Source organism: Sneathiella sedimenti (genome assembly GCF_017313765.1).
GTDB lineage: Bacteria > Pseudomonadota > Alphaproteobacteria > Sneathiellales > Sneathiellaceae > Sneathiella > Sneathiella sedimenti.
Genome location: NZ_JAFLNC010000002.1, coordinates 397,311 through 420,918, shown reverse-complemented (window position 1 = coordinate 420,918; position 23,608 = coordinate 397,311). Strand labels below are relative to the sequence as shown.

Sequence of the window (23,608 nt, the reverse complement as noted above, 5' to 3'; positions counted from 1 at the left end):
CCGCCTAGACTTCCAGCCACTCCTTGCGGATCTGTTCGTTGGCTTTCAACTCATCCGGGGTTCCTTCATATACCATATGCCCATGGCCCATGACATACAAGCGGTGAGATATGCGTAATGCAATGGCGAGTTTTTGCTCCACAAGAAGGATGGAGACGCCGCGCTTGGCAATTTCGCTGAGTAAATCCCCTACCTGCGCCACAATCTTGGGGGCCAGGCCTTCCGTTGGCTCATCGATCATCACCAGATCCGGGTCCCCCATCAACGTCCGGCACATGGTCAGCATCTGTTGCTCCCCGCCGGAGAGCACCCCCGCATCGACGTCAGCACGTTCCCGCAGATTCGGGAACATCTTGAACATATCCTCCATCGCCCAACGTCCCTGCTTCTTCATGTCCTTGATGCCCATGATCAGGTTCTGGCGCACTGTCATTCCCGGAAAGACATCCCGGTTTTCGGGGACATAGCCAAGGCCGCGATGGGCGATCTCATGCTCCTTCAATCCGGATATCTCCTCCCCGCGGAACTTGATGGACCCGTGCGGCGGCACTTCGCCCATAATCGCCTTGATAGTGGTCGAGCGGCCAACGCCATTCCGGCCAAGAAGCGAGACGATCTCCCCCTCTCCGACATGGAAGTTCACGCCCTGCAGAATATGGCTCTTCCCATAGAAGGCATGTAAATCTGTTACTTCTAGCATCACTCTTCTGCCTCCGCGCCGAGATAGGCTTCCTGGACTGCCTTGGAATTCCGGATATTCTCCGGCGTGTCACTGGCTATGATTTCTCCATAAACCAGAACGGAAATCCGGTCCGCGAGATCGAAGACAACGCCCATATCATGTTCCACCATGACCAGTGTTCTTCCTTCCGTTATCTTTCGGATCAGCGCGATTGCCTGGTCGGTCTCGCTATGGCTCATTCCCGCTGTCGGCTCATCGAGCATGATGACATCGGCACCGCCTGCGGCCGCGATGCCAATCTCCAGTGCCCGTTGCTCCGCATAGGTCAAGACACCCGCCGGAATATGCTGGCGGGATGTCAGGCCAATTTCCTCAATGACCTCCGCCGTTCTCTCGTTAAGCTCTTTTTGCCGGTCAATGAGGTGCCAGAAGGAATATTTATAGTCATGGACCCACATCAGGCCACAGCGGACATTCTCGAACACGCTCATGTTCGGAAAAATATTGGTGACCTGAAAGCTGCGGGACAGACCTTTGCGGTAAATCTCGTAAGGCGGCAGGTTGCTGATGTTCTCCCCATGCAGGCTGACCGTTCCACCGCTGACATTATACCGGCCACTGATCAGGTGAAACAGCGTGGATTTTCCGGCGCCATTGGGGCCAATAATCGCATGTCGTTCCCCGTCGGCAATCGACAGGTTGACACCGCGGATAATTTCCGTCGGACCGAAGCTTTTGCGCAGGTCCTGAAGTTCAATGGCGGCTGTCATGATCCGGCTCCTTCCCTCTGGGCCGGCGGTTTGTTCGCCATCTCCCAGGCTTCCTTAAGCTGTGGCAGCTGGCTACGGGTGAGATACCCTCCAACGACGACCAGGGCCAGAATGACGATCCAGGCGACGAAGCTGTGGCTGTCAAAATCGACACCCATCATGCTCATCGCTGTTTCCCCCTCAACAGAGCTGCGCATATGATGGATGGTCTCCAGAAAGGCGGCAATGCCCGTCAGCATGGCAAGTGCCGGAACGCCGGCGCGCAGATACGGCAATATGAGGGAGCCTACCCGCCTCATCCGCCACGCTGCCGTATGCATCATGAAAATTCCGGTCAACCCCTGCGGCACGTACATGACCGTCAGAACAAACAAAATACCGACATAGAGCTGCCAGATATCGGTATAATTGCTGAGGATGCTTTGCAGGAGTGTAAAGATTACCGCGCCGACAATCGGACCGATGAAGAACCCGACGCCGCCAATATAGGCCATCAGCAATACCGTGCCCGATGTCAGGGCATTCAGGTTCTCTTCTGTCACGATTTCAAAATTCAGTGCAAACAATCCGCCCGCAATCCCCGCGAAAAAGCCGGAGGCGCAGAAGGAGACGAAACGCACTTTGCGTTGGCTGTAGCCGACAAATTCCGCCCGCTCCGCATTGTCGCGAACCGCGTTGGCCATCCGCCCGGCCGGCGTGCGCGAGAACAGATACATCAGGGCGACGGTTACGAAGACCCAGCCGGCAATCAGGTAATAAATATGGATATCCTGCCCGAAATTGATCCCCATCAGGTCGGGTCCGGTGGTGCGGTCCCCGCTCACCCCTTCCTCGCCGCCGAAAAAGGCAACGAAGATAAGGGAGCTGGCCGCCATCAATTCCCCGACGCCGAGGGAGATCATCGCAAAGACCGTCCCGGCCCGTCGGGTCGAGAAGCTGCCGATGATGATCCCGAAGACCAAGCCGATCAATCCGCCGAATATCGGGATCAGATACATCGGGAAGGTGAAATCTCCGTCCTCGATATAATTCATGAAATGAACGGACATGAACCCGCCCAGACCAAAATAGACAGCATGGCCAAAGGACAGCATGCCACCCTGTCCAAGCAGCATATTATAAGACAGGGCGAAGATGACGAAGATACCCATCAGGTTCATCGTATAAAGCCCGACGTTTGACGAGAAAATATTCGGCAACGCCAGAAGCAGGATAAAAAAGCCAATCCAGGGCAAAAGGGTTTTCATCAGGGGCCGGGCCGTTGCCGGCGATGCAGTTTTGGAAATTTCACTCATGTTTCACGATTCCCGAACAGGCCCGTCGGGCGGAAAATAAGGATCAGGATCAACAACAGATAGGGCAAAATCGGCGCGATCTGCGGAAGCGACAGCGTCCAGAGGTCGCGGAGAGCACTATCCGCATCGAACGAGATGTTAAAGAGCTGGAGCAGGTCATTGACCGAGTAATCAAGGGCGATCGCGAAAGTCTGCAATAGCCCGATAAGAAGGGAGGCGACGAAAGCGCCCGTCAAGGATCCCAATCCGCCGACAACGACGATCACAAAGACAATGCTGCCAAGGACGAATGCCATACCGGGAAAAGTCCCGAGGGCCGGCCCGGCTATAACCCCGGCCAGCCCGGCCAGCGCACAGCCAACACCGAACACGCCCATAAAGACCAACGGCACGTTATGGCCCAACATGGCCGTCATGTTCGGCTTGTGAATAGCCGCCTGAATAATCAATCCGACACGTGACCGGGTCAGGATCAAAAGCAACAGGATGAAGATACCAATCGAAATCACCAGCATGAACGCTTTGTAGGCCGGAAAATTCTGCCCGAAAAAGGTGAAGAGCGGAAATTGCAGGATTTCAGGCTCATGATAGGCCTTGGTGTCCTTGCCCCAAATGAACTGCACCACTTCCTCAATCAGGAAGGCCAGACCAAAGGTGAAGATAAGCTCCGCCACATGGCCCCAGCGATGAACGTAGCGAAGACCATATCGCTCTACCACCGCCCCCAACAGGCCAACCAGAATGGGCGCCACAATCAAGCCGACCCAGAATCCAAGATAGATACTGATGGTATAGGCGAAATAGGCACCCAGCATATAAAAGCTGGCATGAGCGAAGTTAAGCACACCCATCATCGAGAAAATAAGCGTGAGTCCGCTTGCCAGCATGAACAGCAACAGTCCTGTAACCACGCCGTTCAACAGGGAAAAGAAGATCAATTCGAGCATCGGCTGAATCTCTTTTTACACAGTGAATTTTGGTTGTTGGCCAGATGTAATCCGGCTCGAAACTATCTGGCCGGACAAATGCCCGGCCAGTATTTCGTTCAGAATGTCGCCTAGCTGGCTGGACGTTCCATGTTGCAACCACTTGGCGGAATATCCGCATCCGCCGCCGAAATTGTCTTTTCGGTCACCAGGCCATAACCTGAATTATCCGCATCCAGTATGATATTCTCGTCCGTGTGAACGGAGATGCTGATCGGCTGCATCAACTGATGATCTTCAGCTCGCATGACAACCTTGTCACCCTGGATAGTCGTATACTCCATGCCTTCCAGAGCCATCGCGACTTTCGCCGGATCGGTGCTTTTGGTCTGGTTCATCGCATTGGCCAGCATGACCAGCGCGTTCGCAATACGGAACTGGGAAATATCAGCTTCCGGATACTTCTCTTTAAAGGCCATGTGGTAGGCCTTGTATTCATCCGTCGGCGGTGGGTTTACACGGCCTTCATGAACCAGCCGAATCTTGTCCTTACCCGATGCGCCGATGGTTTTTGTAATACCATCATTTGCCGCGTAGTAGGTGTAAACGGGGGACTCAATGCCCGCATCGCCAATTGCCTTGGCAAGACCGACCATATCCGCGCCCCAGTTACCGGTAATAATGGCATCAGCTTCCGACGCCCGAATCTTTGTCGCGTAAGGTGTGAAATCCTTCACCTTGCCGATCGGGTGGAGTTCATTGCCGACAATTTCTATATCCGGACGCTTTTCGCCAAGATATTTCACGGCACCAGCGGCAACAGCTTTACCGAAGGAATAGTCCTGCCCGATGATATAGACCTTCTTGATCGAGTCATCTGCGGCGATCACGTCCGTCAACGCATTCATCTTGATATTCGCGTTGGCGTCAAAGCGGAAATGCCAGAAGTTGCATTTTTCGTTTGTCAAAGCCGGGTCGACGGCCGAATAGTTCATGAACAGAACAAGGTCATCCGGATTCCGGTCGTTATGCTTTTTCACGGCATCGGTCAGGGCATTTGCGACGCCCGAGCTGTTACCCTGCATAATGTAGTGAATGCCTTCACCAATCGCCCGTTTCAATTGAACCAGGCTTTCTTTCGGGCTGATCTTGTTGTCGAAGCCGACAATCTCGAACATCTTGCCGTCAATGACACCGCCCTTTTGGTTGACCAGCATATCTGCCGCAAACTGCGCCTGTTTGAAACCGCTGGTTCCTGTCGCGGCAAATGGACCGGACAATGGATCAATAAATGCAATTTTGATGGTATCTGCGGCTTGCGCAGTAAACGCTGTCAGCGCAGCAACCGCCGCACTTATAAGTATCGTGGTTTTGAGTTTCAATTTATCCTCCCAGAACTAAATTGAGCTATATGTTACGTCGCCACCACGTTCCTTTTTTTATTATTTATATTGCGCGTAGTAGCGCCAAAAGTGCGGCTTAATGCCTTCTTTCGCTTGTTATGAAAGCTTAGATTGTCTGTAAGATCAACGAAAAAATTGGAATTTACCGCCCAATCGAAATAGTGCCTGCCGATCTCTCAACCCTCGCTTGCGCGCAATGAAGGGGAACCAGTTAAATATTATCTAAACCAAATATATAGTGGTTTTAATGGGTTTACCGAGTGAAGTATACGCGTTAGGCAACTGAATAGGATTAAATATTTCAAGGATTCAGTGAATAATCCTCAGTTCAGTCTTAACGTGAATTTTTAATCTGCCAGTCATTATTTCAGCTATATTCTCTGAAAAAATGTGTATGAACACACTAAGATAAAACGATTCTGGAAAGAAAGCCTATCGGATGACAGCCCATACGAAGAAAATTGTCCTGTTGCTGATAGGCTGGCTTTTCGTTTTTATTGGCGGAATCGGAATTTTCCTGCCTGTTCTGCCGACAACTCCCTTCCTGTTGATCTCCCTTTGGGCCTTCTCGCAAAGCTCCGAGCGATTTCATGACTGGCTCTATAATCACCGGATATTTGGGCCACCCCTGCAAGACTGGTCGAAATACGGAGTGATACCGCTTCGCGCCAAAATTGTCGCGCTGGCGACCATGGCGATCAGTGCGACACTCGTCATTATATATTCCAGTACGCCATGGTATGCTTTGGGCGCAATGATACTCCTGATGGGGATCGGCGCCGGATTCATCCTGTCCCGACCCAGCCGTCCGCGGGAAAAAGAGACCCCTTAAGGATCCCTATACTCAGACCATCATGACCGGGGAGTTTTCATGCGACAGCAATGTCGCCAGACGTTCCAGCGCCTTTACCAGCCTATCCTCGCGCGGTTCAGCCATCAGGCAAACCCGCACATGATTTACGTCGACTGACCGGTTCACGGCGAAGCTGTCGCCTGCCACGACGACGATATTCTCTCTTCTTGCGCATGAAACAAAGCCAGACATCGATTGGGCTTCCGGCAGCCTGACCCAAATATGGGATAGCGGCGAGTGAGGCGGGGAAAGCGGCCGGTCAAGCCACCGGTCCAAAATGTCATGCGCCAGTTTTTCGCGGCTGTGACAGATTTCAACCAGGCGCCGTCCCTGTTCGGCAACCTGGCCGGACTGAAGAAGGAAATTAGCCATATCCAGAATCAGGGGTGACGTCATCCAGTTCATGGTTGTCATTTTCGTCGCCAGGCGCGGCACCAGATTGTCGGGCGCGATCATGTAACCCAGTCGAAGCGCCGGGCTCATTACTTTTGACATGGTGGTCAGGAAGACAGAAATATCCGGCGCGAGGTCGCGATAGGATGGAATTCCCCAGTTTTGCAACGGGGCATAGACCCCATCCTCAACAATGGTAACGCCATGGCGACGTGCAATCTCGATTATCTGCCGCCGCCGGGATAGCGGCTGCGTTGCCCCTGTCGGATTATGGTTGGTCGGTACAGTCACCAGCATTTTCACATTGCCGCGCCGGCAAATGTCGGCAAAGGCGTCCGGAATGATGCCTTCCGAATCCATCGCCAGCGGCGCGAGGCGCAGGTCCTGTTCATACGCCGCCGCGCGGATACCGGGATACCCGAGGGCCTCCGTCACCACTGTCTCTCCGGCATTCGCAAGGGTTGCCATCGCCAGATAAAGGCCCGACTGGGCGCCTTGTGTAATGATGATATTCTCAAATTCAACGAATTCAACCAGGGTAGACAGCCAGGCGCCGGCCACTTCCCGGTCGCGCAATCGCCCGCGGCTATCCGAATAGGAAAAATACGTGCCCGGCTCATTCCGCCGAAAAAGGCGTTGCGCCGCGTCCTTCAACCGGCTTTCCGTGTCTTTATGGAAATAGCTGTTCTTTGACAGGTCGGTCAGACCGCGCTGGCCCTCACTCCAGCTTTCCTCCGGAAATATGGCACCCTTGCCGACCGCCGCCTCGTCACGCGATGTCCCATAGACAAAGGTTCCCTGCCCGATCCGCCCATAGCAGATCCCACGCCTTTCCAGTTCGGCATAGGCCCGGCTGGCGGTTCCGATGGAGCAGCCATAGTCATAGGCAAGATCCCGATGGGTGGGTAGCCGGTCACCGGGCTGGTACTCCCCTTCCTTGATCTTTTGCACAAACAGGGCAACAATTTCCTCGAATTTCTTCATCCAGGCTCCGTTAAATTGTCATTGAGACAATATAGCATTTGACGAAGATATTAATATAACAATATTGAGACAATGTAAATTGTCTTACTATTCTGTTCGCAGCTCGCAAGGTACTCACGATGGACTACGGAAAAATGGCTTTGGTTACGCTGTTCGCCATTTCGATGGTGGGGTCACCGGGTCCTGTGAATATGCTTCTGATGGCCTCCGGAGCCAATTTTGGTTACCGACGGTCGTTTCCCTTCCTGATCGGCAGCATATCGGGATTTTTGCTTGTCTGCATGGCGACTGCGCTGGGGCTCGGCACGTTGTTTACGACCTCCCCCGTCTTACAGCTTGTCTTCCTCGGCGCATCGCTTTTCTACATTCTGTATCTCGCCTATCGGGTGGCAACGGCAAATCCGACAATGACGGAGAGTTCAGACCGGCCGGGCTATCTTGCCGGCCTGATCCTGCATCCGCTCAACCCGAAGGCATGGGTAACGGTTGTCGCAGCCTATTCGCAGTTTATCTCGCCCGGGGAGAGTTACACGACCCAGGTCCTGACTATCATCCTGATATTTCTAGTGGTCAGCCTGCCGTTCAATTCGCTCTGGTGCTATGGCGGCAATTTGCTGCGGCGACTGGTTACATCGCATCAAATTTTACGGGCAATCAACGTTGCGCTGGCCCTGCTGATGGTGGTAGCCGTCGGCCTTGCCTTGTTTCAGGCGGATGTTCTACAGCCCTTGCTCGCCTCTCTGCCGGCTTAAACTGCTTCTGCGAGGCGCAGCGTCCGTTCGGGCGGAAAAATAACCGTGCACACCGTGCCAACCCCGACCTCACTTTCCAGGGTAAAGCGGCCACCGTGAACCTCGACCAACATCTGGACAAGGGTCAGGCCCAGGCCGGTTCCATCGTTGTTACGGGCATAGTTTGTCTGTACCTGGCCAAACCGGTCCAGCACCCGTGGCAGATCTTTTTCCTCAATCCCGATGCCGGTATCTTCAATCCGTAGATTGAGTCCGTTGTCCTGGCGAATTTCAACTGCAACAGTCACCTTGCCGTCCTGGTTTGTGAATTTGACGGCGTTAGAGACAAGATTTGCAAGTATTTGCTTGATCCGGGTTTCGTCCCCGATAAACACCGGCAGATTCTTGGGAAGTTCTGTCTGCAGGCTGACCCCGGCTTCCGCGGCCCGGACCGATAGCATGCGGAAGCAGGACTGTATCACTGCTGCGAGATCAATTTTCCGCTCTGATAGCTGCAACTGGCCCGCCTCGATCTTGGCAACATCCAGCACGTCATTGATCAGGCCGAGAAGATGCCGCCCCGCCCCATGAATATCGACTGCATATTCCTTGTAGTTGGGATGTCCGAGTTGCCCAAAGGCCTCTGATGTCAAGAGTTCTGAAAACCCGATGATGGCATTCAACGGTGTCCGTAGTTCGTGGCTCATATTGGCAAGGAATTCCGACTTGGCTCGGTTCGCAAGCTCCGCCATTTCCTTTGCCTTGCGCAGGTTGATTTCTGCACGCACGCGGTCGTTCATATCCGTCAGCGTGCCTTCAAGGTAGAGCAGTTTACCATTATCGTCAAAAACGCCATGAGCGTTAATCGCGCCCCAGGTTAGGGACCCGTCCTTGCGTCGCCACTCATAGATTTCATCAATTAGATACTGCCGTTTGCAGATCAGCATATAATGTTTGCGGGCAATTTCCGGATCGAGATACACATCGTCCTGCAAAGTTGATACGGCTTGTTTCATTTCCTCGGCCGAACTGTAGCCAAGGAAGAAGGCCAGCGCAGGATTGGCATCCAAGAGTTTCCCGTCGCCAAAGGCCTGAAAAATACCTTCGGTGGCGTTTTCAAATATTCTTCTGTGCTTGAGTTCACTCTGTTCCAGCGCAACAGCTGATGCCCTACGACTATAGATGTAGTAGATCAACACGGCGGCAAGGCCAGCGAGACCGATTAACACCAACAGGACGGCATCACGGAAAACATTTATCTTATCGGCCTGTATCCGAAGAAGATCAACGGCGGCACTATTAGAGTGCGCATGCAGACTATCCGCTTTTGCCAAGGCGGTGCGGCCTCTGTCCAATGCAGCAGTCAGGACGATATCGGAACTTGGCGGCAACCCGCCAATCCCATTTTGCAACCATCCTTCAAGATCAAATAATGCGGGACGCAAGACGCCGTAAATGGCCGCTGTTCCAATGAGGTTATCAAACCCGTATTTGACACGCTTTTGCTCAAGAACAATGCTCACTTCGAGCAGTTTTTTCTGAACAGTCGCAATATTTTTCTCGCGCTCTTCCGCGTCCGCAAGTTTCGCGACGGTCACAATCTGAACGATTTCCTCAATATCGAAAAGGATGGACGCCATTGCCTGCGAATCCTCGATAACCTGAAGGGGAATCGACTCTTCGATATTGGAAAGCGTCTCTTGCACATAACGGATTGTACCGATTACGAACAGAGTCAGCGCCAGGATCGCAATCACATAGCTGTTCTGCCGCTTAAGCAGGCTTTTGAAATTTATTTTTTCAGTTAATTGTGATTTTAAGCGAGCTAACATTTCCAGTTGCCCTTAGTTGGAATCTGCATTTGCGACCGCATCCCGAATTTCACGATAGAATTTCAGGGCGCCCGGGTGTAACGGAACACTCATAGAGGCAAATGCGGAATTAAGAGAAATTTTGGATAATTTTGGATGAAGGTTCATTTTTTGGATTTCCGGCAGGTTCCGCCAGAATCTTTTGGTGATTTCATAAACCTCGTCTTCACTTTGTTTCTTGTTGACGATCCAGAGCGCGGAAACTCCCAGAGTGCGCACAGCATCGATACCATGATAACTGTCGGACGGAATCACCGTGGTCGAGAAGAAAGTGTTTTCACGTGTCAGCATCGTCGCAACCGGTCCGTCAATCGGCACCAGTGTTATCAGGTTTTCATCACTGAGTTCCGTGATTGCTTTTGACGGGCTGCCTGCAACGAGAAAAAAGGCATCCAGTTCCCCTGCCCGCATTTTCTTGATGGCATCGGCGGCCTTGACATACTGCGCCTCAAATTCGCTCTCCCGGACACCAAATGCGTCAAGGATCACCCGTGCGTCAACCAGTGTCCCAGAGCCCGGATCGTCAAGAGATACGCGCCGTCCCCGCAGGTCACTGACGCTCTCGATCCCAGAGCCCTTTCTGGCTACAAGATGGATATCCTCCTGATACAGGCTGGCGATTGCGGCGATATCCTGAAACGGCCCGCGGTCCCTGAAAATTCCGGTGCCTGACTGGGCCCAGTAAGCGATATCGGACTGCGACAGACCGCTTTCAATTTTTCCGGTCTGGATGTCTTCGATGTTCGAAACGGATCCATTCGCTGTTTGGGCGACGGCCAGAAGATACGGCACACCACAGGGGTCCGGTGTGCAATCCGTCTTATTTAAAGGATTTGAGATTGTCCGGGCCATTGCCTTGCCGATGGGGTAATAGGTCCCGCCGACTCCCCCGGTCCCGATCCGGAACAGGGTCATCTCTTCCGCCATTGCCGGAAAACTGGTCCCAAACAATATCACGCACGTGACAACAACACGTGCAAAATTGAACCGCATAGTCCCCTGTCCTTTAATTACCTCGAGTTTTGTGCTTTATTTTCACAATCCGTTTACGTCATATGCCTATTTCCCCAAATGGTAGCATCGACGAATTAATGAGCGGTAAACATTATAAAATAAGATCAAGGCAAAGATTCGACATGGCATTTGAAGGTTTGACAGCACGCGAGATTGATGAGTTGAACATCGAGTATCTGCCGCGCCATACGGTCCCGGATATGCAGCGTTATTTTGATGAGGCCGCCCGTCGGAGTGCCGAAGCACGCGATCGGCTGGCCGGCCATTATGATATTCCCTATGGCGATACGGCATTGCAATGCGTCGATGTTTTTCCTGCTGCCTCTCCCGATGCGCCGGTCTTTGTGTTTATCCACGGTGGCTACTGGCGGGCGCAGGACAAACGCACCTATAGCGAAATCGCGGAGCCCTTTGTCAACGCCGGTGCCACTGTTGTCCTTCCCAATTACGACCTCTGCCCCGTTGTCACGATCACGGATATTGTCCAGCAGGTAAGAGAGGCGCTCGCCTGGGTTTATACGAATATCGCGCAGTTTAATGGCGATCCGGACAAAATCTACCTTTCCGGCCATTCAGCGGGCGGACATCTCACCGGCATGATGATGACGACAGACTGGCAAGCCATGAACCTGCCCAGCACCCTCCTGAAGGGCGCCACACCGTTGAGCGGCCTCTTTGATATCGAGCCGCATCGCCACACGGAGTTACAGGCGGATATCCGTCTCAGCGCAGAAGAGGCCGCGGCCAATAGCCCGCAATATCTCCCCCTCACGACCACATGCCCGGTTATCTGCGCGGTCGGCGGCGGGGAAAGCGCGTCCTTTCACCGGCAGTCAAGGGAATTTGCCGAAAAATGCCGGACAGCGGGCCTTCCTTGTGAATATCTAGAGCTCGGCACTGACAATCATTTCGATATCACGGATCGTCTGCACAAGGCCAACGATCCCCTCACCCGCGCCCAGCTCAGCTTGATGGGACTTTAGGAGACTGATATGGACACGACATTCGTCCTGCTTTCTGTTTTCGGCATCTTTATTCCGGCACTGATGCTGCCAGGGCCTGACTTTATCGGCGTTGTCCGCTCCTCCATGACCGGCGGCACGAAAAGCGGCCTGCTGACAACCCTTGGTGTCTCGCTCGGTCTGTTGATGTATGCGAGCCTCAGCCTCCTCGGCCTGTCCGCCATTCTCACACAGTATGAATGGCTTGCCTGGGCAGTTCGGGTCGCCGGCGCGGGATACCTGATCTATCTTGGCATCCGCTTGCTGTTTGTGAAGCCCGACGCAACGGAGATCGCCGCAACGCCCCGCAAGCCCGCCGGGAACGCACTCCTCTTCGGCTTTATGGTCACACTCACCAACCCCAAGGCGGTGGTGCTGTTCACCAGCGTGTTCGCAACGGCGGTGACGGCGGAGACACCAGGCTGGCTTCTCTTCCTGATGATCACACTCGTCTTTGCCAGCTCCCTCCTCTGGTACACGATCGTCAGCCTGTTCATGTCCTCAAAACCGGTGATGAACCGCTTCGCCAAGACCCGCCACTGGATCGAGCGGACCGCCGGCGCCTGCTTTATCGCCATCGGCGGCAAGCTGCTAAGCGACGCGCGCAATCCGTTAAGCCCGTGAGCATCGCCATCCGGCCCGAACGACGGGAAGATGGGCCCGCCATTCACGCGCTCATCACCGCCGCTTTTGGACAGGAGGACGAGGCCATTCTCGTCGATGCGCTCCGGCGGGACGGGGATCTCTGGCTCTCGCTGGTGGCAGAGGCAAAGAGGGAAATCGTCGGCCATATCGCGCTCTCGCGGCTCAAATCCCCGGCGGAATCCCTCGCCCTTGCGCCGGTCTCCGTCGCTCCCGCCCGTCAGGGAGAGGAAATCGGCGGCGCCCTGATCCGGGAGGCCATCGCCCGCGCCAGTGTGGACGGCGAAGCGCTGATCTTCGTCCTTGGTGATCCCGCCTACTACACCCGCTTCGGCTTTAATGTCGAGACCGCCGCGCCGTATGAGTGTGAATACGCCGGCGACTATTTTATGGCCCTGGAACTGGATGCAGGAAAAGCGACCGTCGCGCTGGTTATCTATGCGGATGCATTTGGGGGACTAGGGTAGTTTTTTTAAGGTATCGTCTCAAGATTTTCTAAACCAACTAACTCCGTTGGTTCAAGTCTCAAATAGCTCCAGCTTGGTAATTTTATGTTGCCTTTTTTATACTCATCTAGCTGCGCTCTCAATTCCTCAATGTTATTTATGCCCAGCATCGGTTTTATTAATGCGAAATATGATTTCGATTTCGACCTAGAGAATATTTCAAATGGACCTCGGAATCTTTCAGAATAAACTAAAGTCTCCGGCCACCACCTATCATAACTATCAGAAGCATCATGATCGCCTCTCAATAGCAATACGAAATCGGCTTGAATAAGATCATTGAACTCTATTCCTGTACCGTTTGATCGTTCATGCAATAAATCAGCATGTACAGAAATTCTATTCAATTTTAATCTATTATTTCGGTAATCCAGTGACCTTAAATAATTCCGAAATTCAGTAAACTTAACCATTACTGAGCTACCACGGCTCGAATGGTATGAAACATAATACTCGTTATTTAGAAGGTAATTTGCCAACGCATAATTTTCAGTTTTGATGAAAATTGCTATCGTATACAAAAACATTTCATGGATGATGAATTTGAAATTATCAAAATCCCATTCCTTCCAAGATCCGACATCTTTAGGAACACTTAGATAGGGAATTAGCAATTCGAAAAAACGATAAACTTTTTTTATATACTCTTCAGCAGGACAATAGTGAGCAATTGTCAGAAGAACTTGGATTAATTCATTGCGATAAGGGATAAAACTTTCGATATTATCCACAACAGCGTCGTCAAACTCTCCCTGAACATTTGTTAGCCTAAAATTTTCTAAATTTGCCGAGAATATCGTAAAATATTCATCCAATGCACCTAACGCGAAAGGCTTGTTATCTTTAATGGCAGAAACCGCGCGACGAAATGCAACAGTCGTTCCTAGTGATAAATCTTCTGGTTCATCGAGAAATTTAGGTTTCTTTCCCAACTCTGGCTTAACGTGTAACGGTTTATCAAAAATCCAGCGTAATAATTTTTCGAAGTTCTCAGCGTAAATTTCCGGTTCACTTAAATCTATAAATATTCTCGATTTATAATAAGTAGGGACAAACGGATTCCCATCGTCATCTTTTTCCATGACGACAGCAACAAATTTGCCTTGGTTTTGCTTGTCATATACTTCTTTAGAGATTATTTGCGTTTCTGTACCGACGCCTCCTGCTCTTCCATCAGCCTTCGCCGCGTAAGTTTTGTCAGTTATGATGGCGACTTTTTTAATAGATTTATCGGTAACCATTTTCTCCATAAATGCCACTGCGTCATGGCCTTCTTTTAGGTCCCACTTATCCAGAATTACGTCGACACCAGATTCCACTAATCCGGCAGCCAAACCTAATACACGCTTCTCATGTTCTACGTTCGACCAACTGTATGAAATAAATAGTTTTGGTGCTGCCATGTAACTCAAATCCTAGTAGTTCAATACCATTCGAAAATACACTATTATTAATTGTATTTTCAATTGAATATATTCTACTAATTATTTCTTGATTTTACCCCACCCTCTTTAATTGCCGATCATGCAGCCGTGAGAGCAGCTATAGGGCGAGGATGGCGCCGAGGAGGGCGAGCTCCCTATCGATTTGGGTGCCCAGATATCGCCTTGCATCTCAAAGAAGGAGGGCCGCATGTTTACGTCGCCTCCGCTGGGCCTTTCAGTTCCACCACATTCCCTTCGGGATCACTCATATAGAAGGATGGTCCCTGCCCGTCGGCGCCATAGCGGCTCTTGAGTTCACCGGGGTCAATGCCATGGGCGTTGAGATGGGCGCGGATGGCTTCCTCCTCAAAATTCTCGATGGAAAGGCAGAAATGATCTAGATTGCGCGCCTCCTTTCCCGGGGCCGCCCCGCCCATACGGCCCAGCGTGCCGTCAACAGGCACCAGATCGATCAGGGAGGATCCGGCGCGAAGCTGGTACAGCCCGATGTCTTCCTGGGTTTTCTCCAATGTGCAGCCAAGCGCCTTGATATAGAAATCCATCATCTTCTCGATGTCCCGCACCCGCAGGACCAGATGATCAATATGCTTGATTTTGAACATGTCGCACTCCCGGTTGTTGAGATGTGATATTACAGCTTTTGCCACGCGCACCAAACTGCTACCTTGCTTAGATAATAACAAGAAAAGGAAATTTCTAATGATTACCCGTGATGACCTGATTGGTACCTGGATCCTAAAAAGCTGGCAGAGCCTCAAGAATGGAAAACCCGCCGGCTATCCGATGGGCGAGGATGCGAAGGGCCAGATCATCTACACCAACGAAGGCCGGATGAGTGGCTTTCTGATGCGGCGCGATTTCGCGAACCAGCCCCGGGAAACAGCCGCCAGCCCCGATATCTGCCTTGCCTATGGCGGTAACTTCCGCATTGAAGGCGACCAGGTCATTCATGACGTTGACGTGGCGACGGTCCCTTACTGGATTGACGGGCCCTTGATCCGGACCGTGGTTCTACAGGGGGAAAATGTCCTGCTCAAGACCAAGCCGGAAACGACCTCCTCGGGCAACACCTATGAGCATCACCTGCTGTGGGAACGGGCGGAGGGCTAAAGCCCCCCCCTCACCCAACCTGTGAGCCGTTACTTGCCTTTCCAGTCAGGTTTCCTCTTTTCGGCAAAGGCGCGCGGTCCCTCGATCCGGTCATCGGATTCATACCACGCGCTGAATGCCGGATAAGACTTCTGGTTTAGCATCGCCGCTTCCAGGGACGGCTCGTCCAGACTGCGCATTACCGTCTCCTTGGAGGCACGGATGGCATGCGGGCTACCGCGGAGGATCAGTGCGCACCAGCGGTCAATCGCCTCCTCCATCGCGTAGGGCGCCACCACCTCATTCACGAAGCCGAGTTCCTCCCCCTTCATGGCATCCACGCTGTCGGAGCTTAAGATCATCCCCATTGCCTTTTTCAGGCCGATCTGTCGGGCGAGCCGGTGAAGGCCGCCGCCAAGCGCCACCGCACCGACCAGCGGTTCAGGCAGAGCGAAACGGGAATTTTCCGTCGCGATGATGATGTCGCAGGCAAGCGCGATCTCGAACCCGCCGCCATACGCCACCCCGTCAACGGCGGCAATAACGGGCTTGCTCAGATCGAACCGTTCTATCAGGCCCGCATAGCCATTCTTGGGATATTGCCGCGCCTTCGGATCCTTGCTCGCGGCGATCGCCTTCAGGTCGCTGCCCGCGCAAAAGGCCCGGTCCCCGCGTCCTTTCAGGACGCAGATATACTGATCGTCGTCCTGGGCGAAGCTATCCAGCGCGCGTTGCATTTCATCATGCATTGGCTTGTGGATGGCATTCAGCACCTCCGGCCGTTCAAAAGTGATCCGCGTGACATGGTTTTCCGTCGTGACGGAAATGAATTCGTAACTCATGAAGTCCCTCTTCTCAGTCTGGTTATTTTTATTTTTCACCATCATAGCAACCAGAGAAAAGATACCTAGTGAAAAACGGTCACGGTGCCTTAGCTTTTGATTTTCCAGCTCCCGTCAACCTGTCGACAGGCGGTGCCATAGGTCGTTTGCTTCTTGCCACCGATATCTGACTCCGCAATATATTCACGGCAATACTCGCCGTTATTCTGCTGGTAGGTACGTTCAGGACTCACTTCATAGACAGCCCCATTTTGCGGATTGTTCCAGATAATGTCCTGCCCATCCTCGGCATGCTCCATGATCTGGCCGATACAATTCTGGTCAACTTCATCCATGCTCCGACCGATGGCGCCCCCCAATAGATAGCCAATGATGGTGCCGCCCGCGATCGCCACGAGCTTGCCGTCCCCCTTGCCAATTTGAGAGCCAGCCGCTCCCCCCGCGGCCGCGCCAAGCACGCTGCCCAGAAGTTCGCGATTACATTTACCCGTATCGATTCCAAAGGGCACGGGTGCAACGACATAAGTCTTGTTCTTTCCCTTGTTCTTGTTTTTATGCTTGTTGCGATAACCATGCGCCGGTGCCCAGGGCGGCGGATCGGCTTTGACCGGCACAATGTCGACAACGGCAAACCCGAGTGCCAGAATGCAAACCAACGCAGTTTTGCCCGGCTGCCATTGAGTTTTCGCCGCGCTTCTTTTCGTCATGATAAAACCCCGCAAAAGCTTGTTGTTACCGTAACAACCAAGAATAAAATTGAAATATGGTTTAATCCGGGCAGTATCGTTAGTCCGCCAAGACTAGTAGTCCCATTTCCAGAAGATGCCGACACTGCTGTCCGTCGACTGCCCCATCTCGCTTTCCACCGAGATATTGGGCGTCAGCTCAATCTGGACCTTGGCGCGAGTGCCGCCGGATTGAGTTCCCTGATCAACGCCAACATAGATATTATCCGTGACATATTTCCCGACACTCACTTCGGCTTCGCCGGTCTGTTCATTCGTGCTGGCGCTCACCACATCGACACCCAAGGTGTCGCGCACAAATCCTGTAATTCCGCCCCCGCTCCCGAGCTTACCCGAGAGAGCGGCAATCGTCTCCGCCAGTTGCACTGCCTCCACCGCCGACAACTTGCCGGAAGATTTCCCGAACAGTACCTGGGCGAGCACTTCATCCTGAGGCAGTCCGTCGGGTGAAGAAAAGCTTATCTTCGGGTTGGAGGCCGTGCCGGAAATCGTTACCACAGCGGTGACATTTGGCCCGGTATATACCGCCTTCAGGGACAGTTCAGGGTTGATGGTTTCCCCGCCCACCAGCGAAATCTCGCCCTCCGTCAGCTTGAAGCTCTTGCCTGCAAATGTGAACTGGCCCCGCACCGGACTCACAAATCCCTCGATAACCGGTTTGTCCGCCGTGCCGCGGATCTTGAAATTGCCCTTCCACTCAGAATCAAGACCGCGGCCGCGAATAAACACCCGGCCCGGTAAATCGAGTCCCAGTTTAAGGGCAATTTTTGACGGCTCAGCGTCTTTAACTTTTTCTTTGACCGTCTCGCCAGGCTTGTTAATTGCCTCATACTTCAGGTCAACGACATTCGGCGCAACGGAGCCGCCAATATTGATCTCAACCTCCCGTGTTGTTGCCTCACCTTCCACGGTAAGGCGCTGGGGATTGCCCTTGATATCGATATTTCCATCTGTAATGAGTGAAAAATCATCCCGGTTAACGGCCAGAAGACTGGAAAGCGCGACATTGAGGTCGATTTCCGGCTCTGTCAGCTTGGCAAAATCAATGGTACCCGATGACGTCACGGTCCCGCCCTGACTGTCAGCCGCACTTACGTCCAGTTTGAGCGTATCGGCGTCGGATATCTCCGCCTTCAGGTCAATTTTTCTCAGGATCGTGCCCTGTTCAACTTCTTCAAAATAGCCATCACTCACGCGCGCCTCTCCGGCTATTTCAGGCGCGCCAATAGTCCCGCCTACAGTGGCATTTGCAATAAGGCGCCCCTTCATTACTTGTGTATCTAATGCAAGAAGAGGCCATATCTTGTTGATATCACTATCTATTTTTAAATTCACCTTGACCGGTTCATTTTCATTAACCAGTATATTTCTGTTTTCAAGTGAAATATTGAACGGGAACTGGCCGGACACATCAATGCTCGTCGCCTCCAGGCCCTTGACATCCCCCTGAAAGCTCAATTGCCCTGCGTTCAGCTTCGCCGTCACCATACTCTCGAAGGTCGGCAATTCCGCATAGTCTTCCCCGACAAGCGTTATGTCTTTCGCCTTTATGGAAATATCCCCCTCTGCCGGGGATCCTTTTGCGACCCGCAACGTAACGTCACCATCGAGACCGCCGGAAAAGGCGAACGACGGATCAACAAGGGTCACCAGATCGACAGGAAGATCGCTAATGCTTAAATCCGCGCGCGCCGTATCGGCTTTTAACTGCCCCGACCCGCTGATTTTCCCGGTACCAAGTAAAAGCGCAAAATTTTCAAGATAGATATTCTCTCCCTCCAGTTCGAGAGAAAAAGGCGTGGTCAGCTCAATCTTTCTGTCGGCCAAGACCCCGTCCAGCGACACCAGACGCAACTTGGTCATAGCCTCAGTGATGCCCAGCGTGCCATTCCCGGCAAGTTTCAATTCCGGTTCCTGTTCACGCATCAGATCAAACTGATAATCGAGGCCGGATAAGTCTCCCGTCGCGTTAACCGTCAATTCTTTCAGGCTCTGCCCGGCGACAGAGATAGTGCCGGCCTTGGCATTGGCCGTGAAAGCCGGTGTACCAAGTGCATCTGTTACGACAAGGTCGGCCGAGACGGCTTCAATACTGAGATCAGCCGTCACCGAGTTAAGGTTTTTTGCGGTCACCGAGGCCTGGACAGACTGTTTTCCCCCGCCATTCTCAAGAATTGCGTCAAGATTGACCGACCCCGAAGCGCTCTCCCCTATCAGCGCCGCAACCGGGGCAAGATCCGGGATCTCTCCTTTCACAGTACCTTCGATTGGTGTGCCGTCAAAGGGAATGGCAACGTTGCCGGTGATCCGGTTTTTCTGCTCAGACAGAACGATATCGACAAGTTCCAAACGGTTATAGTCGGGCAACGAAAACTTTGCGGCCGCATCCGCCGTCAAACGCTCATGACGGAGCTGTGCGGTGAAATCCCCGACCGGTGATGTCGCCAGCGCAGAAGCCTGGTAGGTTGCTTCAAAAACCCCTAACGAGGTGCCGTCAACCTTGAGATCAGCCGCTTTAATATTTCCCTTTATGGACGGATTCTCCGGTGCGCCCGACAGCCGCGCCGTGAGTTTCGCATTTCCGGCAAGTGGCGAACCCGCAAGGTCACTTAAACTGGCCAGTTTCGGCAGATTGGCCGTCAGTTCCGCATTGAGCGCGTCAAAGGCGAGCGGCAGAGTCGCGTTCCCTGTAACGTCACCAGCTTTTGTTACAAGCTTGATATCTGAAAAGGACAGCATTTCCGTCGCAAGATCCAGATCTGCCAGAAGCGCCAGCGTTGGTCCGGTTCCGACAAGGGATGTGACGTTCGGTTCTCCCAAGTCAAGATTGACCGTCTGGGCTTTCAGTTGACCAGTCAGCGATTTACTAACATCCGCACTTGAAAGGGCTAGGTCAGCCCGCAGCTCCCCTTTCATGGGTGCGATACGCGAAAGATCATCCAGCTTAAGTGAGATATCGGCACTTGCGCCGAGATCCGCCAGACTTAACTCGCCGCGGCTCTGCGCGTTGATATGCTTGCCAAGGAGGCGCAGCGAATGAATGGTGAGCTTTTCATTTTCAACGCCATAATCCAGTTCGAAATCAATATCGAGATTTTCACCGACAAGGCCAACAACCTCCTCCGGAAGCTTGGATAGGCTGACAAGCGCCGCTGAGCCGGTAAGGGGCACAGTCGTCAACTGGGCAAGATCAAGTTCGGAAGTGAAAGTACCTGTTAGCGACTTCGCGGCAAGGCTATTATCGATATCAAGATCGCGCGCGGTCAATATCGCACTGGCTGTTACCTTGTCAAAGGTCCCAACGATATCAAGATCGAGCGTTCCGGATTTAATGGCGGCAGGCGCAATCAAATCGTTCAGGGGCACTGTATCGCGCAATGTTGTTTTCACCGCAAGATCGACGGCCTCGCTGGAGGGGTCGACCGTGCCACTTGCCTGCACTTGCAAGACCGCATTTTCTATATTCGCGGAGGACAGGGTTACTTCGGTCGTTACCGTATCGAAGATCAGCGAAGCAATAACAGAAATCCGGGAGTCATCGACCAGCGGGATATCAGCGGCGAGCGATTGATCCAGCGCGCCGCCCCCTTTTAGCTCGATATTTATTTTCTCCGCGCCTTGCGTCGCAATGGCGAAATCAGCGTCAAACAGCCTGCCTGCACTCGCGCTCAACTGTCCCCGCCAGGCATTGAGAATACCGTTACCTACGAGGTCAACCTTAATCGCCGGGTAGCCGGGCAAAGCCAGAAGGCGCGAAATAATCCCGCCTTCAGGTTCGTCCAGCTTGACGTCCAGCGACAGAGTGTCACGTACAGGGTCGAAATCCACCCCACCGGCTAGAAGGGTGCCGGGCCCGTTCAATTCGGTCAGCTTGATCTCGCTGTGAATAACATCGTCGATTTTGGCGTTGAAATTCATCAGCAGGGCAAGGTCTGCCGCTTGCCCGACAACAGGTTCCGCGATTTTAATCTCGGCAACCTCAAACCGCGACAGGCGGATATCAACAGGCAGTGACGGCATGCCCGCCGGGCTCTCACTTTCATCTGCGGGCGGCGGAAATTCCGGCTGTCGGTCCACAGCAAGAGTTTTCGCGGTTACCGCGTGAATGGAGAGAGTGCCTGAAATGAGATCGAGCGGCGACCAGGAGACTGCAATATTTTCCGCGCTCAACCATTCCCCTTTCGCATCACGAAAACGCACCGCCTGCAGGGAAAAGTCGCTGAAAATATTGCCCTCAAGCGGCCCCAGTTGCAGCTCAAACTCGCCGGGCGTTGAGGCTGCCTTCTCTATCTGTGCGATCAGCAGCGCGCGACCGCTGTCCATTTGCAAGAACGCGTAAACACCTGCAATCGCGAGAATCAGGATCAGGAAGGGCGTGAAAAACACCGCCGCGATAAGCTTTTTGCGCGTCATCAGAATGCCTGACCGATACTGATATAAAACTGATAGGGATCATCGACATTCTTGCGCGGGTTCAGCGGTACCGCAACGTCAAAACGGATCGGCCCGATTGCCGTATAGTAGCGGAACCCAAGCCCGGCGCCCCAGAGAAACTCTCCGGAAAAATCAGGTGCCATGCTTTCATAGACATTGCCGCCTTCAATAAAGGGAACAATTCCAATGCTGTCGGTGATGCGGGTTCGCGCCTCGAAACCCACCTCAAGAAGCGACCGCCCGCCGATGGGATCATTGCTGGCATCAAGAGGGCCGACTGTCTGATATTGATAGCCCCGTACAGAACCGCCACCGCCAGAATAAAAGCGCTTGTTTGCCGGGATTGCCCCGGCACTGTCGCCTGCCATCAGGCCGAGCTTGCCCCGAGCCGCGAGAACGAGGCGATCATTCTCCAGTACGGAATAGTAGGTGGAGCCATCCATCTCGAACCTGATGAAGTCGGGCGTGTTCTCATTAAGTCCGAGGTAAGGCACCAGCGACGCCCCAAAGCGCCGCCCTTTCGTCGGGTCAAGAAGGTCATTCGTTGAATTATAGCGCGCCGTGAGCGGCAGGCCGCCAAGAGCATAGTTTTCGGTCACGCCGCTATCGTCGATTTTTGCATATTCAACGGAAACGCCGGCACCCACAACCCACTTTTTACGCCAACGCCGGTCCAGCCCGATAAAGGCGGAGACCGCCTCTTCGTCATAGGCATCGGTCGTTTCGTTACGGATGTCGAAATTCGCGTTCAAATTCTGGTCGATCTTGACGAAGTTGGGCTTCACAAAGGTAAGTTTCAGTTCGCGGCGGATTTCCGCGATCGTAAGGTCAGCGCGAATCTTCTCCCCTTCTCCGAAATAATTGCGGTTTTCCCAGTAGTACTGTGTGCCGAACCCTTCACTGGTCGAGTAACTTGCGCCCAGGCCTACCGATCGCCGGTCCCTCTCGACAAAGACAAGAGTGATTGGAACGGTGCTGTCGGGCTGGTCTTTCTCTCGGGATTTTACGCGGACGCTGTCGAACAGACCGCTTCGCAGATAACGCCGCCGGAGGTTATCAATAACACGGTTATCATAGAGCTTGCCCGGCTGCCACTCGGCAAGCCGGCGGATATATTCCTGATCGACCTTCTCGAGTCCTTCCAGTTCGAGTTCTCCCATATACAGGCGGGGTCCCGCATCAATGGTCAGCGTGACCTCCATGGCATCTGTTGCAAAATCAACGATGGCATCCTGCTTCGCAACCGTTGCGTCGGGATATCCGCGGTTGGCAAGATCGACTACTATTTGTGTGCCCGCATCGACAACAGGCTCCGAACGAGCTGGCATCCCGATCTCGATACCAAGATCAGACAGCGTTGGCGCGGTGGGAATGTCTTTGCCTTGCGAGAAATGAATATCGAACTTCGTAATCCGAAAAAGCGGTCCCGGCGTGATATCGAAGGTGATCGCGATTGGCTGCTGATTGTTGTCAATCCTCAGTTCCACTTCATTGGCGTAGTATCCCTCCGACCGGAGAACCTTCTCAAATCCCTCAACATCGACTTCCGCACGACGGCGCAACGCGGCGTAACTCGGTGGAAGTTTGTCTGAGAGCTGCTTTAGGCGAGAGGATTGCTCCATCAGATCCAAGATGGAATCTGTGGGCGCGCCATTTATCTTGACGTCATAGGTTAGGTCCAATTCACCGGGGGACGTAGTTACAGTCTCGGCCGCGGCCATCGGTTTCGCACCCGCCATCGGCAGCGCGATTACCATCAGGATCAACAAACAAACATATTTGATATGGCTGAGAGACAAGTGTCAAATTCTCGGAAATAGCCCGGAAATGCGCCCCGGGTATGGGTCAAAGCTCGTTCTTTGCGACATAATCTGTTATCTTTAACCTAATGTCCCGCTGTCACAGAGTCTAGGTCACGGCCCAATAAAAAGCGCGGAAAAGAAGGGAAACAACAATATTTTCAGCCTATGGTTTAGTAGAA

At 53.0% G+C, this 23,608-nt stretch carries 20 protein-coding genes; 6 read left to right on the top strand and 14 right to left on the bottom strand.

The features are described from left to right. Positions 1–4: 4 nt before the first annotated feature. The 5 genes from J0X12_RS07130 to J0X12_RS07110 all read right to left on the bottom strand — a co-directional run bounded on the left by J0X12_RS07130 (position 5) and on the right by J0X12_RS07110 (position 5,055). Positions 5–700, bottom strand: coding sequence for an ABC transporter ATP-binding protein (locus J0X12_RS07130; protein ID WP_207043636.1), 696 nt, complete (start codon positions 698–700; stop codon positions 5–7). Beyond that, the gene (locus tag J0X12_RS07125; protein WP_207044735.1) at positions 700–1,452 is read right to left on the bottom strand and encodes an ABC transporter ATP-binding protein; all 753 of its coding nucleotides are present in this window, start codon (positions 1,450–1,452) and stop codon (positions 700–702) included. Before J0X12_RS07125 ends, J0X12_RS07130 begins: the two co-directional genes overlap by 1 nt. Further along, positions 1,449–2,747, bottom strand: coding sequence for a branched-chain amino acid ABC transporter permease (locus tag J0X12_RS07120; protein WP_207043634.1), 1,299 nt, complete (start codon positions 2,745–2,747; stop codon positions 1,449–1,451). The genes J0X12_RS07125 and J0X12_RS07120 overlap by 4 nt, the downstream gene beginning before the upstream one ends. Then, complete coding sequence (locus tag J0X12_RS07115) at positions 2,744–3,694, bottom strand: branched-chain amino acid ABC transporter permease (protein WP_207043632.1); 951 nt, start codon at positions 3,692–3,694, stop codon at positions 2,744–2,746. The genes J0X12_RS07120 and J0X12_RS07115 overlap by 4 nt, the downstream gene beginning before the upstream one ends. A gap of 110 nt (positions 3,695–3,804) precedes the next feature. After that, positions 3,805–5,055, bottom strand: a complete 1,251-nt coding sequence (locus J0X12_RS07110) for a branched-chain amino acid ABC transporter substrate-binding protein (protein ID WP_207043630.1) — start codon at positions 5,053–5,055, stop codon at positions 3,805–3,807. A 460-nt stretch (positions 5,056–5,515) separates the two neighbouring features. Here J0X12_RS07110 and J0X12_RS07105 point away from each other — a divergent pair, with 460 nt between their 5' ends. Continuing rightward, positions 5,516–5,908 carry a YbaN family protein gene (locus J0X12_RS07105; RefSeq protein ID WP_207043628.1) on the top strand — a complete coding sequence of 131 codons (393 nt, stop codon included), beginning with the start codon at positions 5,516–5,518 and terminating at the stop codon, positions 5,906–5,908. Between the two features lie 12 nt (positions 5,909–5,920). On the opposite strand, the gene J0X12_RS07100 is transcribed toward J0X12_RS07105, so the two are convergent. Continuing rightward, positions 5,921–7,306, bottom strand: a complete 1,386-nt coding sequence (locus tag J0X12_RS07100) for an aminotransferase-like domain-containing protein (protein ID WP_207043626.1) — start codon at positions 7,304–7,306, stop codon at positions 5,921–5,923. Positions 7,307–7,440: 134 nt separating this feature from the next. Between J0X12_RS07100 and J0X12_RS07095 the strand changes: the two genes are divergently transcribed. Then, positions 7,441–8,058 carry a LysE family translocator gene (locus tag J0X12_RS07095; RefSeq protein WP_207043624.1) on the top strand — a complete coding sequence of 206 codons (618 nt, stop codon included), beginning with the start codon at positions 7,441–7,443 and terminating at the stop codon, positions 8,056–8,058. On the opposite strand, the gene J0X12_RS07090 is transcribed toward J0X12_RS07095, so the two are convergent. Together J0X12_RS07090 and J0X12_RS07085 are read right to left on the bottom strand one after the other, a co-directional pair. Beyond that, the gene (locus tag J0X12_RS07090; RefSeq protein WP_207043622.1) at positions 8,055–9,869 is read right to left on the bottom strand and encodes a sensor histidine kinase; all 1,815 of its coding nucleotides are present in this window, start codon (positions 9,867–9,869) and stop codon (positions 8,055–8,057) included. The genes J0X12_RS07095 and J0X12_RS07090 overlap by 4 nt on opposite strands. 12 nt (positions 9,870–9,881) lie before the next feature. Further along, the gene (locus J0X12_RS07085) at positions 9,882–10,901 is read right to left on the bottom strand and encodes a TAXI family TRAP transporter solute-binding subunit (protein ID WP_207043620.1); all 1,020 of its coding nucleotides are present in this window, start codon (positions 10,899–10,901) and stop codon (positions 9,882–9,884) included. A gap of 143 nt (positions 10,902–11,044) precedes the next feature. On the opposite strand from J0X12_RS07085, the gene J0X12_RS07080 reads away from it, so the two are divergent. From J0X12_RS07080 to J0X12_RS07070, 3 genes are read left to right on the top strand one after another with little or no spacing between them, the layout of a single operon-like run. Next, positions 11,045–11,905, top strand: coding sequence for an alpha/beta hydrolase (locus J0X12_RS07080; RefSeq protein ID WP_207043618.1), 861 nt, complete (start codon positions 11,045–11,047; stop codon positions 11,903–11,905). A 9-nt stretch (positions 11,906–11,914) separates the two neighbouring features. Beyond that, positions 11,915–12,547, top strand: a complete 633-nt coding sequence (locus tag J0X12_RS07075; RefSeq protein WP_207043616.1) for a LysE family translocator — start codon at positions 11,915–11,917, stop codon at positions 12,545–12,547. Then, positions 12,544–13,032, top strand: coding sequence for a GNAT family N-acetyltransferase (locus J0X12_RS07070; protein ID WP_207043612.1), 489 nt, complete (start codon positions 12,544–12,546; stop codon positions 13,030–13,032). The genes J0X12_RS07075 and J0X12_RS07070 overlap by 4 nt, the downstream gene beginning before the upstream one ends. A gap of 5 nt (positions 13,033–13,037) precedes the next feature. On the opposite strand, the gene J0X12_RS07065 is transcribed toward J0X12_RS07070, so the two are convergent. Then, the gene (locus tag J0X12_RS07065) at positions 13,038–14,474 is read right to left on the bottom strand and encodes an SEFIR domain-containing protein (protein ID WP_207043611.1); all 1,437 of its coding nucleotides are present in this window, start codon (positions 14,472–14,474) and stop codon (positions 13,038–13,040) included. Between the two features lie 233 nt (positions 14,475–14,707). Then, positions 14,708–15,118, bottom strand: a complete 411-nt coding sequence (locus tag J0X12_RS07060; protein ID WP_207043610.1) for a VOC family protein — start codon at positions 15,116–15,118, stop codon at positions 14,708–14,710. A gap of 97 nt (positions 15,119–15,215) precedes the next feature. Between J0X12_RS07060 and J0X12_RS07055 the strand changes: the two genes are divergently transcribed. Beyond that, a complete protein-coding gene (locus J0X12_RS07055) occupies positions 15,216–15,626 on the top strand; it encodes a lipocalin-like domain-containing protein (protein WP_207043609.1) in 411 nt (136 codons plus the stop codon). A 29-nt stretch (positions 15,627–15,655) separates the two neighbouring features. On the opposite strand, the gene J0X12_RS07050 is transcribed toward J0X12_RS07055, so the two are convergent. The 4 genes from J0X12_RS07050 to J0X12_RS07035 form a co-directional block, all read right to left on the bottom strand. After that, a complete protein-coding gene (locus tag J0X12_RS07050) occupies positions 15,656–16,447 on the bottom strand; it encodes an enoyl-CoA hydratase-related protein (protein WP_207043608.1) in 792 nt (263 codons plus the stop codon). 89 nt (positions 16,448–16,536) lie between these two features. Beyond that, positions 16,537–17,154, bottom strand: coding sequence for an RT0821/Lpp0805 family surface protein (locus J0X12_RS07045; protein ID WP_207043607.1), 618 nt, complete (start codon positions 17,152–17,154; stop codon positions 16,537–16,539). A gap of 93 nt (positions 17,155–17,247) precedes the next feature. Then, positions 17,248–21,606 (bottom strand): translocation/assembly module TamB domain-containing protein, encoded by a 4,359-nt coding sequence (locus J0X12_RS07040; protein WP_207043606.1) that lies wholly within the window; start codon positions 21,604–21,606, stop codon positions 17,248–17,250. After that, positions 21,606–23,426 carry an autotransporter assembly complex protein TamA gene (locus J0X12_RS07035; RefSeq protein WP_207043602.1) on the bottom strand — a complete coding sequence of 607 codons (1,821 nt, stop codon included), beginning with the start codon at positions 23,424–23,426 and terminating at the stop codon, positions 21,606–21,608. The genes J0X12_RS07040 and J0X12_RS07035 overlap by 1 nt, the downstream gene beginning before the upstream one ends. Positions 23,427–23,608: the final 182 nt, after the last annotated feature.